This window comes from Agrobacterium sp. CCNWLW155 (genome assembly GCF_036888815.1).
GTDB classification, from domain to species: domain Bacteria; phylum Pseudomonadota; class Alphaproteobacteria; order Rhizobiales; family Rhizobiaceae; genus Agrobacterium; species Agrobacterium radiobacter.
Genome location: NZ_JBAKFW010000003.1, coordinates 14,048 through 31,835, shown reverse-complemented (window position 1 = coordinate 31,835; position 17,788 = coordinate 14,048). Strand labels below are relative to the sequence as shown.

The 17,788-nt window shown below is 57.7% G+C and carries 17 protein-coding genes and 1 tRNA gene; 8 read left to right on the top strand and 10 right to left on the bottom strand.

Features of this window, described 5'->3' with window-relative positions; translation table 11 throughout:
• The first annotated feature begins 45 nt into the window (after positions 1 to 45).
• Positions 46 to 927 (top strand): methyltransferase domain-containing protein, encoded by an 882-nt coding sequence (locus V6S97_RS12730; RefSeq protein WP_334426976.1) that lies wholly within the window; start codon positions 46 to 48, stop codon positions 925 to 927.
• A gap of 10 nt (positions 928 to 937) precedes the next feature.
• On the opposite strand, the gene V6S97_RS12725 is transcribed toward V6S97_RS12730, so the two are convergent.
• The 6 genes from V6S97_RS12725 to V6S97_RS12700 all read right to left on the bottom strand — a co-directional run bounded on the left by V6S97_RS12725 (position 938) and on the right by V6S97_RS12700 (position 5,218).
• On the bottom strand, positions 938 to 1,132 hold the full coding sequence (locus tag V6S97_RS12725) for a Flp family type IVb pilin (protein WP_003507050.1): 195 nt from the start codon (positions 1,130 to 1,132) through the stop codon (positions 938 to 940).
• A gap of 93 nt (positions 1,133 to 1,225) precedes the next feature.
• Positions 1,226 to 1,540 (bottom strand): hypothetical protein, encoded by a 315-nt coding sequence (locus V6S97_RS12720; protein WP_003507052.1) that lies wholly within the window; start codon positions 1,538 to 1,540, stop codon positions 1,226 to 1,228.
• 279 nt (positions 1,541 to 1,819) lie between these two features.
• Complete coding sequence (gene mutT, locus V6S97_RS12715) at positions 1,820 to 2,233, bottom strand: 8-oxo-dGTP diphosphatase MutT (protein ID WP_003507054.1); 414 nt, start codon at positions 2,231 to 2,233, stop codon at positions 1,820 to 1,822.
• A complete protein-coding gene (locus V6S97_RS12710; protein WP_003507056.1) occupies positions 2,230 to 3,006 on the bottom strand; it encodes a GNAT family N-acetyltransferase in 777 nt (258 codons plus the stop codon). Before V6S97_RS12710 ends, mutT begins: the two co-directional genes overlap by 4 nt.
• 18 nt (positions 3,007 to 3,024) lie before the next feature.
• Positions 3,025 to 4,266, bottom strand: a complete 1,242-nt coding sequence (gene argJ, locus V6S97_RS12705; protein WP_003507058.1) for a bifunctional glutamate N-acetyltransferase/amino-acid acetyltransferase ArgJ — start codon at positions 4,264 to 4,266, stop codon at positions 3,025 to 3,027.
• A gap of 88 nt (positions 4,267 to 4,354) precedes the next feature.
• Positions 4,355 to 5,218 (bottom strand): peptidylprolyl isomerase, encoded by an 864-nt coding sequence (locus V6S97_RS12700; protein WP_026364016.1) that lies wholly within the window; start codon positions 5,216 to 5,218, stop codon positions 4,355 to 4,357.
• 242 nt (positions 5,219 to 5,460) lie between these two features.
• On the opposite strand from V6S97_RS12700, the gene secA reads away from it, so the two are divergent.
• From secA to V6S97_RS12675, 5 genes are all read left to right on the top strand, one after another.
• Positions 5,461 to 8,178 carry a preprotein translocase subunit SecA gene (gene secA / locus V6S97_RS12695; protein ID WP_003507062.1) on the top strand — a complete coding sequence of 906 codons (2,718 nt, stop codon included), beginning with the start codon at positions 5,461 to 5,463 and terminating at the stop codon, positions 8,176 to 8,178.
• Positions 8,179 to 8,325: 147 nt separating this feature from the next.
• Complete coding sequence (locus V6S97_RS12690; RefSeq protein WP_003507064.1) at positions 8,326 to 9,219, top strand: DMT family transporter; 894 nt, start codon at positions 8,326 to 8,328, stop codon at positions 9,217 to 9,219.
• A gap of 71 nt (positions 9,220 to 9,290) precedes the next feature.
• Positions 9,291 to 10,493, top strand: a complete 1,203-nt coding sequence (mdoC, locus tag V6S97_RS12685; protein WP_111793831.1) for a glucans biosynthesis protein MdoC — start codon at positions 9,291 to 9,293, stop codon at positions 10,491 to 10,493.
• 57 nt (positions 10,494 to 10,550) lie between these two features.
• Positions 10,551 to 11,966 (top strand): Wzx-type polysaccharide biosynthesis protein UppV, encoded by a 1,416-nt coding sequence (uppV, locus tag V6S97_RS12680; protein WP_087745840.1) that lies wholly within the window; start codon positions 10,551 to 10,553, stop codon positions 11,964 to 11,966.
• An 8-nt stretch (positions 11,967 to 11,974) separates the two neighbouring features.
• A complete protein-coding gene (locus V6S97_RS12675) occupies positions 11,975 to 13,246 on the top strand; it encodes a GNAT family N-acetyltransferase (protein ID WP_060724914.1) in 1,272 nt (423 codons plus the stop codon).
• A 54-nt stretch (positions 13,247 to 13,300) separates the two neighbouring features.
• Here the strand turns inward: V6S97_RS12675 and uppQ are convergent, their stop codons facing one another.
• Positions 13,301 to 13,951 (bottom strand): polysaccharide biosynthesis GNAT family N-acetyltransferase UppQ, encoded by a 651-nt coding sequence (gene uppQ / locus V6S97_RS12670; RefSeq protein ID WP_111793830.1) that lies wholly within the window; start codon positions 13,949 to 13,951, stop codon positions 13,301 to 13,303.
• 296 nt (positions 13,952 to 14,247) lie between these two features.
• Between uppQ and V6S97_RS12665 the strand changes: the two genes are divergently transcribed.
• Positions 14,248 to 14,332: transfer RNA gene (locus V6S97_RS12665), tRNA-Leu, on the top strand.
• A gap of 140 nt (positions 14,333 to 14,472) precedes the next feature.
• On the opposite strand, the gene V6S97_RS12660 is transcribed toward V6S97_RS12665, so the two are convergent.
• The 3 genes from V6S97_RS12660 to V6S97_RS12650 form a co-directional block, all read right to left on the bottom strand.
• Complete coding sequence (locus tag V6S97_RS12660; protein ID WP_334426970.1) at positions 14,473 to 15,402, bottom strand: hypothetical protein; 930 nt, start codon at positions 15,400 to 15,402, stop codon at positions 14,473 to 14,475.
• Between the two features lie 243 nt (positions 15,403 to 15,645).
• Entirely contained in the window at positions 15,646 to 16,569 is a 924-nt protein-coding gene (locus V6S97_RS12655) for a hypothetical protein (protein WP_334426968.1), read from the bottom strand.
• A gap of 338 nt (positions 16,570 to 16,907) precedes the next feature.
• Complete coding sequence (locus tag V6S97_RS12650) at positions 16,908 to 17,150, bottom strand: hypothetical protein (RefSeq protein WP_334426966.1); 243 nt, start codon at positions 17,148 to 17,150, stop codon at positions 16,908 to 16,910.
• Between the two features lie 73 nt (positions 17,151 to 17,223).
• Here V6S97_RS12650 and V6S97_RS29180 point away from each other — a divergent pair, with 73 nt between their 5' ends.
• Positions 17,224 to 17,781: a PIN domain-containing protein gene (locus V6S97_RS29180; protein ID WP_442886053.1), complete on the top strand. Its 558-nt coding sequence runs from the start codon at positions 17,224 to 17,226 to the stop codon at positions 17,779 to 17,781.
• Positions 17,782 to 17,788 lie beyond the last annotated feature (7 nt).

Sequence of the window (17,788 nt, the reverse complement as noted above, 5' to 3'; positions counted from 1 at the left end):
CGGCCCGCCGATCCCGAAGGCGTTTGCGGCCGAGCAGGCAAGACGATGGATATTCTCTTTGACCAGGCCCTGATCGAACAAAACCGTCACCGGGCGTGGGCCAGACGCGATGACAAGGCCCTGTTTCTTCTCGATATGGCGGCCGAAGAGCTGGCCGACAGGCTCGCCATCGTCGAGCGCCAGTTCGAGACCGCGATCGAACTTCATGGCGGAACCGGCGTCACCGCCCGACGCCTGGCGGAGACCGGCAAGGTCGATACCATTCGCCGTATCGAAACCGAGAGTTCTTTTGCGACCGATGCAAATATTCCCGAGGCCGCTTCCATGGAGCATCTGCCGCTTGACGAGGCCTCCGCCAATCTCATCGTCTCACCACTTGCCCTGCATCTGACCAACGACACCCCCGGCGCGCTGATCCAGATCCGGCGGGCATTAAAACCGGACGGCCTGTTTCTCGGCGCCATTCCCGGCAGCGGCACCCTGCAGGAGCTGCGCGATGTGCTGCTGACCGCAGAGGCCGAACTGACCGGGGGCGCAAGTCCGCGTGTCATTCCCTTCGCCGATGTGCGCGATGTCGGCGCGCTTTTGCAGCGCGCCGGGTTTGCGCTTCCCGTTACCGATGCGGAAAGCTACACGGTTCGTTACGATTCTATTTTTCCGCTGATGCGGGATCTGCGCGCCATGGGCATGGCCAACCCGCTGGCAAGCCGCAGCAGAAAACCGCTCAACCGCGCCTTTTTCCTGCGCGCAGCGGAGCTTTACGCCGAGCGCTATTCAGATCCTGACGGGCGGATAAGGGCGACATTTTCCATTATTTACGTATCAGGCTGGGCCCCGCACGAAAGCCAGCAGAAACCGCTAAAGCCCGGCTCCGCCAAGGTGCGGCTTGCCGATGCCTTGAAGACAACAGAGGTGAAGCTGTCCTGAGCGATCAGCCCTACAGGTTCGACTGGGCAAAAGTATCTACGATGAACTGAAACACGGCATTGATATTGCTGCTGATGTTGCCTGCGCCAGCGATGAGGGCGGCGGAGAGCAGCCCCACGATCAAGCCGTATTCAACGGCTGTCGCACCGTCTTCGTTTTTGCAAAAATTGATAAAAAAATGCAGCACAGGATATTCCCCATCCACCGGTGCGTTCCGACAACCGGCATCTGCCCTGTTGAAATCAACACTATCCTAGGTCGGCGATGTGAGAAATCCGTTACCGTTGATGGTAAACGATCAGCAACCGCTCTCGTTGCTGTAACCCGTGACCACGCAGGGCATCTCCGGCATCGGCTGGGTGATGCTGCGACGAATGGAATAGGTCTTGCCGGCATCGGTCTTCTTGATGGAGCCCGTGCTGATCATGTCGTAATTTTCGGGAAACTGCGCCACGCGCGTGGAAGATTTTCCGGCAAGCATGGGGGTGATGATCAGGGAAAGGGCGATAACCGCCGTGCCAAAAAGCAGCGCCACATTGAGCACGCCGGTGCGACGGGATTTGTTGGAATACAAATGACGACCTTCCACCGTCTTCCAGAAATCCTCGTTCATGACCAACCTCGTCTCGCGCAGTTTACCGCTTCTTTAGCTTAACAATCTGCCAGAGGGTGCTGAACGATCTCTTAACACAGCCCCGTTTTGGTACGGCAAAGCGCTGGCAACAGGGCATTTTCACGAAGCTGTGACGGGATGACCTTACAAGGGCGGATAGATCCTCGGGACAGGCCCGAGGATGACGTCATATTGAGGCGAGACAGCCTCGCACTCGACAACTACGTTACTCGACAGGCTGATCTTTACCCGATCGCGCGCAAACGCCACGCCGCCAGCTTACAGCAGATCCTGCAGGAAAGGGATGAGCGGCTCATCGGCCGGCGGCATGGGGTAATCGCGCAGAGCCTGCGGCTTTACCCATTTCAGCGCCTGCCCTTCCCGGCCATGCGCAATGCCCTCATAACGGCGGCACACGTAAAGCGGCATCAGGAGGTGAAAGGTCTCATAGGTGTGGCTGGCGAAAGTCAGCGGTGCAAGGCAGGCGACCTTGGTCTTGATGCCCAGTTCTTCGTCCAGCTCGCGAACAAGGGTTTCCTCGGGCGTCTCACCGTGCTCCACCTTGCCGCCCGGAAACTCCCACAGGCCAGCAAGCGACTTGCCTTCAGGACGCTGCGCCAGAAGGATGCGCCCATCCCGATCGAGGAGCGCACAGGCGGCGACCAGCAGAATCTTCTTGCCCGCTTCGCTCATTTTTCGTCAACCTTGCGCCAGTAGCGATAGAGGTAGGCATCGGTGAAACCGAATTTTTCATAAAGCGCGATTGCGGGCACATTTGTCGAGACGACCTGCAACCAGGCGCTTTTGGCACCGCTGATCCGTGCCCAACGCAGCGCCGACGCCAGAATCTGCGTACCGAGGCCCTTCTGGCGCTGCGACTTGTCAACGTCGAGCGACAGGATGCCGGCAAGATCGTTATCCTGCACGCAGATCACAGTCGCAAGCGGGCTGCCTTCAACTTCCTCGTTGATGAACAGGCCGAGCGTCGGCTTGATCGAACTAACGATTTCTGCGATCGCTGATCGCTGGGCCGGGTCGCTATCGCTGACCTTGATGCTCGCCTCGACAAAACGGCCGATATCGTGGCTCGGCAGGCTGACCAGCGTTTCCGGCAGTTCCATGCCGGTAAGATCAGCCGTCATGACCCTGACCTCTTCGACCATGGACCAGCCGTCCTTGACCAGAAAGTCCTTGAGTTGCGGCGGCATCAGCGTCGTTTCACGCACCACCAGCGGACGGCCGAAATCCTCGAAGCGCTTGCGTGCCTTTTCCAGCCGCACGGTGCTGTTTCCGTAGTCGGAAGGGTCGAGCGGCACCACGCAGTTGATCCGCTTGGAGGGATGCGAGCCTGTGAGGCGGATTTGCCAGCTGCCGTCATAAATCACCGACGAGGCAGGCCATGCCCGGAAGCTGACGGCTTCCAGACGGCGAACCAGCGGCAGATTGACGGCCTTGTTGTCCTGCATTCTCTTCGGCTCCAACGGTCAGCTCCGGTAGTCGCCGTTGATCGCAACATATTCCTTGGTGAGATCACAGGTCCAGACGGTGGCCTTGCCCTGACCGAGACCAATATCCACCTTCACCGGAATGTCTTCGAGACGCATCACCGCGGTCGTCTCCGCTTCCGAATAATCCGGATCGCGCTCACCATTCACGGCCACGCGCACGCCGCCGAACCAGATCGCGAGACGGTCGCGGTCTGCCATTTCGCCGGATTTGCCGACTGCCATGACGACACGGCCCCAATTGGCGTCTTCGCCGGCAACCGCGGTCTTCACCAGCGGCGAATTGGCGATGGAAAGAGCGATCTTCTTGGCGGCGGCATCGTTTTCCGCGCCAGTGACAGTGACTTCCACCATCTTGCGCGCGCCTTCGCCGTCGCGAACCACCTGCAAGGCTAGGTCCTTCAGGAGATCGTTCAGCGCGACGCGGAAGCCGGCAAGGCGCTCATCATCGGCGCTCGTCACCTTCACCTGGCCGTCTTCAGCTGCCGCACCCGTGGCAAACAGCATCAGCGTGTCGGAGGTGGAGGTGTCGCTGTCGACCGTCACGGAATTGAAGGTCGGGCCGACACCGGCCGAAAGCAGCGCCTGCAGGGCTGCCGGCTCAATGTCCGCATCCGTCACCACGAAGGAGAGCATCGTCGCCATATCGGGCGCGATCATGCCGGCGCCCTTGGCGATACCGTTGATGGTAACGATGACGCCGCCGATTTCGGCAGTGCGGGTCGAAACCTTGGGATAGGTATCGGTCGTCATGATCGCCTTGGCGGCTTCCTGCCAGAAATCGGCTTCGGCCATACCGTTCATATCGCCCAGAACACCGGCGAATTTGGTGGCGTCCAGCGGCTCGCCGATCACGCCGGTCGACGCCAGAAATACCTCGTTTTCGGAGCAACCGACGGCAGCGGCGGCGGATTTCGCCGTCAGCTCGGTGGCCACCTTGCCCTTGACGCCCGTAAAGGCATTGGCGTTACCGGAATTGACCACCACGGCACGCGCCACGCCGCCGCCGAGATTGGTGCGGCAGAAATCAACCGGGGCAGACGGGCATTTTGACTTGGTGAAGACGCCGGCGACACTTGCAGGCGTGTCGAACACCATCAGCAGAACATCCGTGCGGTTCTTGTATTTGATGCCGGCGGCGGCCGTCGCCATGCGAACACCGCGTAGCGCGGGCATGTCGGGATAGGATTTCGGAGCGAGCGGGGAAACGGCAACGGACATGGGAAGCGCCTGAAATTCTGGAAAGGAGGATCTGGGAATGCCTGAGATGAAACGGGGCGGCCCATAGCCGCCCCGTAACCTGAATTTTTTACTGCTGCGGCTGAGCCTGCTGTTCCTTCGAGGCTTCGTCGTAGCCCTTCTTCAGCGTTTCATCCATGATTTCGATCTTCTGGTCAGCCTTTGCCTTCTCGATGAGGGCAACGTACTTGTCACGCATGACAAGCTGACGAACCTGCGGCTCGACCTGCTCGAAAGCCGGCGGCGGGGCGATGCGCTTGTCTTCCAGCTTGATGACGTGGAAGCCGAACTGCGTCTTCACCGGGGTCTTGGTGTAGGCGCCCTTTTCGAGGCCGAAAGCGGCTTCTTCGAATTCCGGCACCATGCGGCCCTTGCCGAACCAGCCGAGGTCGCCGCCGTCATCCTTGTTGGAATCGGTCGACTTTTCCTTGGCGAGCGCGGCGAAATCCTTGCCCGAATCAAGCTGCTTGATGATGTCTTTCGCTTCGTCCTCGCTGGCGACGAGAATGTGCGCGGCCTTGATTTCTTCTTCCTGCGGCAGGGCTGCGACTTCCTTGTCGTAGCGCGCCTTCACCTCGTCATTGGTGACGGCCTCGACCACATGCTTGCGGAAATAGGCGTTATGCAGCTCACGGTCCTGGATGAATTCCATGCGCTTCTTGAAATCTTCAGTCTTTTCCAGACCTTCGGCGCTGGCGTTCTTTACCAGAAGCTTGACGTCGATCGCGCCGGAAAGGGCTGCGACCTTCTTCTGCTCGTCGGGAAGCTGCGCGAGCTGCGGGTCGAGGTTGCTCATGGCGAGGTCGAGTTCGGACTGGTGGATTTCCAGATCGCCGACCTTGGCGACAACCTTGTCTTCCTGTGCGAAAGCCGGAAGCTGGAGGCCGAGCGTGGCCACAATCACCGCAGCCGCAATTTTATTATAGCGCAACATTTTGAACCTTTCGGGGACAATGCCGGCTCCAGACATGGTTTCCGGCTCTGAAAAAACTTCCAAACACCGGATTGTGGCCATTCTGTAACGGGCAGAACCGTTGACATCATTTGCCCCCCCTCTTATCTGTCACGCAACCTCGCGTCCAGATACGTTGAAGGGCGAAGTCCGTCATTTGTGCTGAAAACAGCGTGACGGAGAAAAGCGCCCGGCAAAACGGAATTTCAGAAAGGGCCAGTAAGATGGTCAGTCTCGGCGGTATAGCCCGCAAGTTGTTCGGTTCGGCAAATGATCGCCGCGTCCGCTCCTATAAAAGCAAGATCGCAGCCATCAATGCGCTGGAAGACGCCACCAAGGCGCTCTCCGACGAGGCGCTGGCGGCCAAGACCGCCGAATTCCGCCAGCAGCTGGCAGACGGCAAGTCGCTGGACGACCTGCTGATCCCGGCTTTTGCCGTGGCCCGCGAAGCATCGCGCCGTGTTCTCCACATGCGTCCCTTCGACGTGCAGCTGACGGGCGGTATGATCCTGCACGGCGGCGCCATCGCCGAAATGAAGACGGGTGAAGGCAAGACGCTGGTGGCAACGCTTGCGGTCTACCTCAACGCGCTCGCCGGCAAGGGTGTGCATGTCGTTACCGTCAACGACTATCTTGCCCAGCGCGACGCCGCCACCATGAGCAGGCTTTACCGCTTCCTCGGCCTCACCACCGGCGTGATCGTGCACGGGCTGGACGACGACCAGCGCCGCGAGGCTTATGCCTGCGACATCACCTACGCGACGAACAACGAACTCGGCTTCGATTATCTGCGCGACAACATGAAATATGACCGCGCGCAGATGGTGCAGCGCGGCCACAACTACGCGATCGTCGACGAAGTCGACTCGATCCTGGTCGACGAGGCGCGCACGCCGCTCATCATTTCCGGCCCGCTGGACGACCGTTCCGATCTCTACAACACCATCGACGCCTTCATTCCGCTTCTGTCGCCGGAAGATTACGAGATCGATGAGAAGCAGCGCTCGGCCAACTTCTCCGAAGAAGGCACCGAAAAGCTCGAAAACCTGCTGCGGCAGGCGGGTCTCCTGAAGGGCGAATCGCTTTACGACGTCGAAAACGTCGCCATCGTCCATCACATCAACAATGCGCTGAAGGCCCACAAGCTCTTCACCCGCGACAAGGACTATATCGTCCGCAACGACGAGATCGTCATCATCGACGAATTCACCGGCCGCATGATGCCCGGCCGCCGTTATTCCGAAGGTCAGCATCAGGCTCTCGAAGCCAAGGAAAAGGTGCAGATCCAGCCGGAAAACCAGACGCTTTCCTCCGTCACCTTCCAGAACTACTTCCGCATGTATGAAAAGCTGGCCGGCATGACCGGTACGGCCTCGACGGAAGCGGAAGAATTCGGCAACATCTACGGCCTCGACGTCATCGAGGTACCGACCAACCTGCCGATCCAGCGTATCGACGAGGATGACGAGGTTTACCGCACCGGCGAGGAGAAGTTCCAGGCGATCATCACCGAGATCAAGGCGGCGCATGAACGCGGCCAGCCGGTTCTGGTGGGCACGACCTCCATCGAGAAATCCGAGCTTCTTGCGCATATGCTGCGCCAGTCCGGTTTCTCCGACTTCCAGGTTCTGAACGCCCGTTACCACGAGCAGGAAGCCTATATCGTTTCGCAGGCCGGTGTTCCCGGCGCCGTCACCATCGCCACCAACATGGCCGGCCGCGGTACCGACATCCAGCTCGGCGGCAACGTCGAGATGCGTCTGGAGCGCGAGCTGGAAGGCATGGAGCCGGGTCCGGAGCTTGACGCCAAGGAAGAGGCCATCCGCGCCGAGATCAAGGTGCTGAAGGAAAAGGCGCTCGCCGCCGGCGGTCTTTACGTCATCGCCACCGAACGCCATGAAAGCCGCCGTATCGACAACCAGCTGCGTGGTCGTTCCGGCCGTCAGGGCGACCCCGGCCGTTCGAAATTCTACCTGTCGCTCCAGGACGACCTGATGCGCATCTTCGGTTCCGAGCGCATGGACAGCATGTTGCAGAAGCTCGGCCTGAAGGAAGGCGAAGCAATCGTCCATCCGTGGATCAACAAGGCGCTGGAACGCGCCCAGAAGAAGGTCGAAGCCCGCAACTTCGAGACCCGCAAGAACCTTCTGAAATATGACGATGTGCTGAACGACCAGCGCAAGGTGATCTTCGACCAGCGTCTCGAGCTGATGGAAGCCGACAATATCGGCGAAACCGCAGCCGACATGCGCCACGAAGTCATCGAAATGCTCGTCACCAAGCATGTTCCGGAAAATGCCTATGCCGAACAGTGGGATATTGCGGGCCTCAAGGCCGGCATCGCCCAGTTCCTGAACCTCGACCTGCCGGTAGAGGACTGGGCCAAGGAAGAGGGCATCGCCGAGGACGATATTCTTGAGCGCGTCACCGAGGCCGCCGACAAATACGCCGCCGAGCGCGCGGAACGTTTCGGCCCCGAGATCATGACCTATGTCGAACGTTCGGTCATTCTCCAGACGATCGACCATCTGTGGCGCGAACATATCGTCAATCTCGATCACCTCCGCTCCGTCGTCGGTTTCCGCGGTTATGCCCAGCGCGATCCGCTGCAGGAATACAAGGCGGAAGCCTTTGAACTGTTTCAGGCGCTGCTCGCCAATCTGCGCGAGGCCGTTACCGCCCAGCTGATGCGTGTGGAACTGGTGCAGCAGGAACCGCAGCAGCCGGAACTGCCGGAAATGACCGCGCATCATCTCGACCCCAATACGGGCGAAGATGAAATGGCGCAGGGCATGCAGCCCACGCCCGTCAATTTCGTGCCGGCCGAGGAACGCGATCCGAACAACCCCACCACCTGGGGCCGTATCGGCCGCAACGAAATGTGCCCCTGCGGCTCCGGCAAGAAATACAAGCACTGCCACGGCGTTTACGAACAGGCGTAAGGCGCTTGTTATCAGTCTGAAATCAATCGCCCGTAACCCGCGTTACGGGCGATTTTGTTTGGGCCGGGTCATTGCGGGTGAGCCGACTGTTGACTGGTCTCGGCGCTTTCCATAAGGGAGCCTGATCATTTTCTGGAAACTGCTTCCATGGCCCCTCGCGATCTCGCCGCCTATATTTTTCTCGCGCTCGCGTGGGGAGTCTCTTTTCTGCTGCTTTTACAAGTCGTAGCTGCCTTCGGCTGGATCGGCGCCGTCACGCTTCGTTCGCTCATGACCGCTGCCGCCCTCTTTCTCATTGCGCGGACGGTCCGTCGAAAGCTGACATTCTCGGCCGGCTGGCGCGCCTTTACCGTCGTCGGTGCGACAACGGTCGCGGGGCAACTGATCGGCCTGTCCTACGCCACACCGCAGATCGGCACCGCCATGGCTGCCATATTGGTGGCGACCATTCCGCTTTTTTCCATGCTCATCTCTCAGCTATGGGGTATTGAGCGTCTGACGCGCCAGGGCATTGCCGGTCTCGTTATCGGTTTTGCCGGCATCGTCCTGCTTGTCGGTTTCCCCGCCGTTCCCGTTACAACCACCTTCATCATCGGCTGCGCCGCTGCTGTCGCCGCCTGCATCTGCGCGGCCTATGGCAGCAATTTTGCCAGCCGCCACCTGAAGGGCGTGGGTTCCTGGGAAATCACCATAGGCTCATTCCTGACAGGCGGCCTGATGACCCTGCCGCTTCTCTTGATGGTCCCATTGCCGAGAACACCTGATCTCATCGATTACGGTTATCTTTTGATACAGGCGGTGGTCATGAGCGGCCTTACCTACATCACCTATTTCAAGCTGGTCTCCTCGATCGGTGCGACCAAGGCGATCAGCGTTGAATTCGCCGTCACCGTCGTGGCGGTTCTCGTCGGTGCTTTGGTGCTGGATGAGCCGCTTTCGCTTCCCCAGCTTTTCGGCGCCGGCATCATCATTTTGGGCTGTGCGCTGGTCCTTGACCTTATGCCCAAGAAAAAGGCTCCACCCACCCCTTCCGGTGCGTGAAGAGTTTATTAGCGTTTTCCACCAATAGTCGTGCTGGTCATTGCTGATCGCGTTTGCGGCACGGGGGAAAAATGCAACCGGGCAAGTCAGACTACGAGCATTATTGGGACCCGCTCAGGGCTCTCCTCATGCTGCTTGGCATTCCCTATCACGCCTCCCTCATCTACAGCCATGCGTTGCCATGGGACATCAAGGATTTTGACACCAGCCCGCTTCTGAGCGCGCTTGGCGCCGTGCTCTCCACCTTCCGCATGCCTGCTTTTTTTGTGGTGGCCGGATATTTCTCCACCATGGTCATCGGCAAGAAGGGCAAGATGCGCTGGCTCAGGCAGCGTTTCCTGCGCCTCGGCGTGCCCTTTATTGTGGCGGTCCTTCTGCTCGGGCCATCGCAGCTTTTCCTGCTGGAACTGGCCGGTGTCGCCAAGGGCGATATCCCGGCCGACCGGCTGCTGGAGAGCCTGCCCGGCCTGCTGCGTCCGAGCGAACAGTGGATCATGCATCTGTGGTTCCTGCCGGCCCTTATCGTTTATTCCATTCTACTTGCCAGCCTGCTGTTTCTTACGGAACATCAGCCATTGGCACATGCGAAAGACTGGTTCGACAGCCTGCGGCAGCGACATGCCACACTGTTTTTCGCAGCACTCTGCACTGCGCCTATCCTGTGGGAATTGATGATCTACGGATCCGGCCTGCTTGCGGCAAAGAACGGAAGCAGACTCTTTCTTCTCTATGAGCGCGCTTCCGACCCCTATGCGCGCTACCTGCCATTTTTCCTTGTCGGGGCCCTGCTGCACCGTGATCGCGCCCTCTTTCACCGCTTTCGCCAGACGGGACTTCTCACCGGCATCGTCGCGGCGGGCGCCATCGCAACCTCGGTGAGCCTGCGGCTGCAAAATCCCCTTTCGAATTCGGCCCTGCTGGTGCTGGTTTCGGCAATTGCGGCAGTGGCCACGAGCCGTCTGTTGATCGACCTTGCCTGCCGTTATTTCGATCGGCCAAACCGCTTTGCCAGACGCATGACGGATGCATCCTTCACCATCTACCTGTTTCACCATCCACTGATTTACGCCTTCGGAACGCTCTTCATCCTGATCGCGCTGCCGCCGATCGTGGAATTCGCCATCATCGTCGCGGCCACCACAGTGGTGGCCTATATGCTGCATCAGGTGATACGGCTCAGCCCGCTCGCCCTTTTCCTGTTCAATGGCATCCGCAGGCCGAAGGTGGTGGACGACATTGGCACACAGGCCGGCGCCTCCCAAACCCTTCGTTAAGGATGAAGCGCGTATAATCGGCTTGCCTATTCAACTGGAAATGATGGCGTGTGGATCATGGCTATCCTCAACACGGCGGAAAAAGCCTTACCCGCAGGCCTGCGCGCGAAGCTTTCGCCGCTGGTAGCGAAAGTCGCCGTCCTTCTTTCCGGCGGAGATGAGGTTTCCCGTGCGCAGCGCATGGCGCTGGTTGCATTTGCGGTGCGCATCGTCAGCGCCGGCATCGCCTTCATTTCGCAGATCATTCTTGCCCGCCTGATGGGGGAGTTCGAATATGGCCTGTTCGCCTTTGTCTGGGTTCTGGTGATCCTGTTCGGCAACCTCTCCTGCCTCGGTTTTCACACGACCGTCATCAGGTTTTTACCCGGCTACCGTCTGGAGGATGCCCATGACAAGATCATGGGACTGACCTCGACGGCGCGCGTCTTCGCCATGTTTTCGGCCAGCGCGCTTGCGATTTTCGGTTTCGTTTTCCTGTACTTCTTCGGCGAGCGCATCGCCTCCTATTATCTCATTCCCGTGTCGCTGGCGCTGTTCACCCTGCCGATGGTCGCGCTGGGCGATGTGCTGAACGGCACCGCGCGCGCCAATGGCTGGGCGGTTTCCGCTCTCAGCCCCACCTATATTGTCCGCCCGGTGCTGATCCTGCTGTTCATGCTGGTGGCAATCGGTTTCGGAGCGGAAAAAACCGCGACGACGGCCATGCTCACGGCCCTTCTTGCCACCTATGTCACCACGCTTTTCCATTTCGTCTTCATGGACCGCCGGCTCAACCGGCATTTCCGCAGCACAGCCCGAAGGGTTCATTTCCGCCACTGGATAAGGTTCGCCTTTCCGATGTTCCTGATCGACGGCATCGGGTTTTTGATGACCAATTCCGATGTGGTGATTGTCGGGCTTTATCTGCCGCCGGATCAGGTGGGCATTTATTTCGCCGCGGCAAAGACCATCGTGCTGATGCAATTCGTGTTTTTCTCCGTGCAGGCGGCAGCCGCCCCGCGTCTGGCCGCCCTGATGTCTGCCAATGACAGGCAGGGGCTCGCCGGTTTCGCCAGCCAGGCCGCACGCTGGGCCTTCTGGCCGTCGCTCGCCGTTGGCAGCGTGGTGCTTCTGGCCGGCCCGTTCCTGCTATCGCTGTTCGGTCCCGGCTTCGTTCAGGGTTACGAGCTGATGTTCTTCCTTTTCGCCGGTTTCCTCGCCAAAGCGCTGATCGGTCCGGGAGAAACATTGCTGAATATGGCCGGCAAACAAAAATTGTGCGTCGTGCTTTATATTATTATCTTTGGTTGCAACATTGCACTCAACATGGCGCTCATTCCGGTCTATGGTCTGGCAGGGGCCGCGGCAGCGGTGGCGATAGCCATGTGCATAGAAGCTGTGCTATTGCATATTGCCATTCGCCGCACACTCGGGATCGTCCTTTTTGCCTTCAACGATCCCCGGGCGGGCCAAAACACTGGGAAGGCGGTGTAACGATAAGCATGTCCAGCGATCCAAAGAATCCTGATTTTCAGGACCCGCGCATCGCCGCACTGATGGCGTCTGCGGAGCGTGACCGTCCCGTAGCCGACAGCAGCCGACGCGTGGGGCGCGATGGCCGGGAATTCTGCATCTATCCGGGTCAGCTCGGTTACGACATGCAGGAAGAACTCGACTTTCTGTCCAACCGCGTGATGGAGGCGAATGTCTTCTTCACCGGACGGCTTCTCGCACCCGCCATGCCGCGGATCGAGGACAAATCCGTGCGCTTTGCGCTTATTCGCGATGAGAACGGCGCCAGAAGCCGCATGCGCTTCCTGATGCCTTTCACCGTGGAAAAGCCCGGCTTTTCAATCGGCCCTTCCATTATTCGCGTCTGGGCCAATCCGTTCGGGCCGCTTGGTACGCCGCTGGTTGATACCGAAGGGGCCGCCGAAACCCTCGACAATCTTTTCGACGCCCTTTCCGACCGCAACATGCGTCTGCCCAACGTTCTGGTGCTGCCGGATGTTCGGCTGGAAGGGCCTTTTGCCCGCATGTTCAAAGCCATCGCGCTCAGCCGCAACCTGCCGGTGACGACGACGGGCAATTATCACCGGCCGATGCTGGAAAGCCTGCTTGATGGCAGGGCCTACCTGCAAAACGCCCTTGCGCCGCACCATCTGCGTGAAATGAACAGGCAGTGGCGCCAGCTCGAAAAACTCGGTTCCCTCGCCTATACCGTTACCCGGCAGCCGAAGGACGTGCGCTATCGCATGGAGGAATTTCTGGCGCTGGAGGCGAGCGGCTGGAAAGGCCGCAAGCGCACCGCGCTGGTCAACGACCGTTATCGCGCCGCCTTTGCCCGCGAGGCGATCACCAATCTGGCAGAAGCCGATGCGGTGCGTATCCACACCATCGATCTCAATGGCAACGCCATCGCCTCCATGGTCGTCTTCATCACGGCCGGTGAGGCCTATACGTGGAAAACCGCTTTCGACGAGAGCTATGCGCAATTTTCTCCCGGCAAGCTGCTGGTGCAGAAACTGACCGACTGGCATCTGGATGACGCCAATATCCTGCGCAGCGACAGCTGCGCCGTGCCCGATCATCCGATCATGAGCCGCTTCTGGCAGGAGCGCCAGGAAATGGGCACGCTGGTGGTGGGGCTTGCCCAGAACAGCGACCGCGACGTGCGGCAGGTTTCCACGCAGGTGGACATGTACCGCAACACCCGCAACCTCGCCCGCAGCCTGCGGCAGAAGATCCTGTCCTTCGGACGCAAGGGCAATTGATCCGAAGGACGCCGGCGGCGCCCTTCGGAGTTTATGATGCGGGTAAAGCCCGCTTCAGCGCGAAGCCGTCCGGATCATCTTGCACAATTGCGTCAGAGCCGCATCGTATCCGCCGCCCAGAATATCGACACAACGGCGGGCGAGCTTGATCTGCTCGGTCCGCGACATGTCGTTATAGGCCTGTATGACCTGACGCATGGCGCCAGGCGTCATTGGCCCCGATGTGCCGGGATTGTTAGGATTTCCCGGGTTCCCAGGATTTCCCGGATTGCCGGGGTTACCCGGCGAACTTGAGCCGCCAATGCCCAGCCCGACATCAACGCCCACCCCGCTCGAGCCGCCGACATTGGCTCCGACATTGGCATTGACACCGTTCGACCCGCCAACGGAGGCGTTCACGCCCGCATTGACGCCGCTGGAACCGCCGACGGATGCATTCACATCCGCATTGACCCCATTGCTGCCGCCGACCGAAGCGTTGACATCCGCGCCCAATCCGCCGCCGCTCCTGCCGCCGACATCCGCACTGGCGTTGACACCACCGCTGCCGCCAACGGAGGCATCGACCCCGAGCCCGCCGCTGCCATTGCCACCCACACTGGCATTAACCCCATTTTCACCGCCGATCCCGATATCCAGCGCATGGGCATGGACCGGCAGGATCAGGCAGGCGGACAGTAATAAATTGCGAGAAAAAGCCCTCATAATTTCCTCCCTATGAGTTTGGCCATTCCCGCCCCGCGTGGAAACTCCACCCGGACATCATAATTCAATTAGTAATTGCGTATATTCTAATTTATTAGAGGTACCTAATATTACCTTAATGCCGCAACTGCAGGTGTCGCGATCCGGCACAGCCACCGACCGTAACATTTTGATCGGCGGCCCCGGCAAGGACGCAAAACCGGCCGCGCAAACACGCGCAATTCAAAAGGATAAGTCAGCTTTGGGGTTGCACGCATGGCCCTCACCATGATAGACGCCGTGGCATTACCACCGTTGCCCCAATGGCGGAATTGGTAGACGCGCCGCACTCAAAATGCGGTTCCGAAAGGAGTGCTGGTTCGATCCCGGCTTGGGGTACCATTTCCAAAACCGCATTGATTTCCTTCACTTTGTCCAGCGCTGGTGCGGCCCCTAACGAATTTCCCCAGAGACCCTCTTAGGGGGCGGATGCCCCCTAACAACTTTCCCCGGCCGCTTTATGGCTTGACGCACAGATTCCCCTAAATCCGAAAGCCAACTGGCTCAGCGCCCCAATCGGGCTCCGAAAGGTCTGGAACCAGTTCGACGTTTCGGCCGACAAACTGCACCGCAGGAAAGCCGTTTTCTAAAAGGTGCTGTTCGGCGTTTTCATCGCATTTGAATGCCTTCTGCACCTGTTTGTCCGGAGCCCCTTCGAAGAAGCCGAGTTCTAAGTCTCGCCCTTCAACGCCGAGGTAGATCATCGATCTGACAAGAAGATCATACGCTGCGCGATAGACGATCAACGGGGCAGTTAAAATCTGGCTCTCTTCTACCAACCCGTTTTGGGCCATGCTGGCAAAGCTTTGTTGGACGCTATTGGTATGTTTGATCTCGAACCTGACGAAGTCCAAGTTCCTTTTGAGCGTCTGACCGACTGGACGGTCGAAAGCTAGTGCTCCGAATTCCGGATCGCTGAATACGAGTGCTATCTGGAATGTGCTGACTTCGTCGTCACCTATCTCATCGTCAACTTGCGTAATATAAGCGCCCTCAAAATAGAGGTCCTGGGCCCGGTCGACGACAAGCGCCTCTTGACGACCAAAATGGATATAGATGGTTTCATCGCCAGGCAGTACCAGATGGCGGAGGCTAAAGTCCGAGATGTCGTTCTTCGGCAACTTCGGGAGCAAAGCGGATACGTCGAAGATCGAACACTCGTCGCTGTGTAGGACGCGCACCGCTATCATCTCCAAGACCTTGATCCGCCCTTCCATGTCTGCGATCTGATCTTCAGTTGCTCCCGACATCTCAGCAGTTTGCACCCAGCGAGCCATAGTGCTGCGTTGACGGGCCAGCTTGGGATCGGACAGTCGGATGTTCTTCTCAATGGCTGCTTTTGTTTGAGCGGAGCGTTCGTATCCCGCTGCCGAGATGAAAATGGTGCGAGCTGGGTGTGGCAGGTAGTCCATTGTTTGTCCTTTGGTTTTTCCAAAGGTTTCGCCGTTTACTGCAAGCGACAAACTCGTCTTACATTTGATAAGGATGCCATCCGTGCGTGGGTAAAAGACCCTTTCAATCGTCTCCAGAGCGTAGTAGAGACGGAATATGGCAATGCCACGGGGTTGGGCTATACGCCAGCCGCCATGAGGGACCTTCGGGTCCCTTGTGTGTTTGTGAGTTGCACTCCTTACCGTAGAAGGCGTGGGAAAGAATTATTCAGGAAATATAACGAACCTGCGCTTTCCTGGAGCATATAGCTTTATATGCATACCACCCTCAGCGTTTTGATGGTTTTTTACCAGATTTTGCAATCTAGAGAATGAGTTTACTGCGAAGATAGGGCCATTTTTCTTAATTCGCTCTAATTCTCGTTGCGTACACAGACGACGCGCCGATTTTAGAATGTTGTTTTTTTCTAAAAAGTGTAATTTTTCAGGTGAAAAGAGGACGACAATTTCCTCGATAGTATCGATTTTCTCATTTAGGTATGCCAGTGCGTCAGTCTCATTCAAAATGCCATACCGCTTCCAAACAGGTTCTGAATGAGAAACTCTGTTTCGTAGCTCTCTAACGGTTTTCGTTAGATTTTGAGCATGGCTAAGGGTATTACCCAAGCTAGGGCTGGGCCACTTGCCCTTTAATACTTGCCCCAATTTCGATTGCCATATCAAGCTAGGCCCCAAGAACTCCTGATCAAGCATGAACTCCCAAGTCGAGAAATCCGTTTTTGCAACGATGTCATCATGTAGAGGAGGTAGGTTTGTCGGGAGATGCGGATAGCGCTTACGCCGATCCTTTTTGACCGATAATGTTGCTTTAGAAAAATTGTCTCTTATCGACTGAACGGGTTGCGGCGGGGCCACGTGGGGGACAAACGATTTGTAGTGAAGTTTACTTCCCCTCCACCAGAAGTGGCCGAGATCAGGTGCAATTGCTCTGTCAATCGAATTTCTGATCGTGATTTCGACTGAACTTAAGAGCGGATACATTGCAGAGCAAACGTGTTGATTCCACAGATAGCAGCCGACAAGTTCATGGTCAGTTGCAGCGGAAAAGACACTTCTGTAACTATCTAATCGGCTTGCGGTAATGGCGACTGGGATTATATGTGGGTAAAGCGCTACAGAACTGGGCATTGCTTCTCTCGTTTTTTTCGTTGACATCATCAACGCCCTGTCTTAATTATTGCTTACAAGGTTGGCTTAAGGCTCCAATGTGCGAAAGCATACGGCCTTAGGTAAATACCTGAACATTCCGCCCCAGCCTTGAGCTGGGGTTTTGTTTTTGTACCTGTAAACTTCTTCGCTCTCGTTGCCGCGCATTGTTCAATGTCGCCAGTTCTATCGATAGCCTTTATGACTTGGTAGAAAAACCGGCGGTTCACGGTGGTGTCGTCGAACCTGAACGTTGATCATGAAGTCGCGACAGTTTCGGATGACCAATAAGAACGGCAACGCTGCTTGGCTTTCCGAGCCTAAGAATTGTTGTCGGTAATAGGCCCTCCTCGCGTCAAGAATGCTCGCGCTTCAGCAGAAATCTGCGAGGGAGAAATATGCACCCAAAAGCGTTTCTCTCCGTCGCTCACGGTGATTTTCCCTTTGCTGCGGAGGATTTCAAAAAAGCGCCTTAGTTCACCCTCCATTGGAATAGCAATCTCCTCGCCGGTTATGTTTCCGCTGGAGCCTTCCGATGGTGAGAGATGCTCGTCTTCAGTCATTGCAGCTTCCTGGGTGAATGAATATCGCCGGGCGATTTCCGATAAAGCGAGATTAACTCCGCTTTAACTATAAATGTGGAGCGTGCCCATATTTTCAGGTGAGCATACTTCCATGGTTGCAGGATACATTCTCGACACATGCGTCCTAAGCGAAACAAGCAGGGCCAGACCTCATCCAGGTGTCGTCCGTTTCATTGAAACGGCCCCAAATCTGTTTATTCCCGCCGCCGCAATCATGGAGTTCCAACAGGGCATAACGCAGCTATGTTCCCGCGACCCGGTGAAAGCGGTGCAATTGACGCGTTGGTACCAGAATCTAATGACGTTAGGCATGCCTATCCTGGAAACAGGGAAAGAGGTAGCCGAAGCTTGGGGAACATTAGCTGCCGATCCGAGGCTACGCAATCTCATCGTTTCTCATCCCGGTGCAAAACGTCTCAGGCATGGGCAGGACCTCCATGTTGCCGCAGCGGCTCTGGTACATAGAACACCGATTGCAACTTTCAATACGCGAGACTTCCTTCTTATCCACACTTGCTACCCACTCCCGGGAATCTATAATCCCCAGACCGACACTTGGCATACCGCCAACCCACTGGAAGCTTCCCGCGAGAAAATTGGGACCGACTAGCAGTACC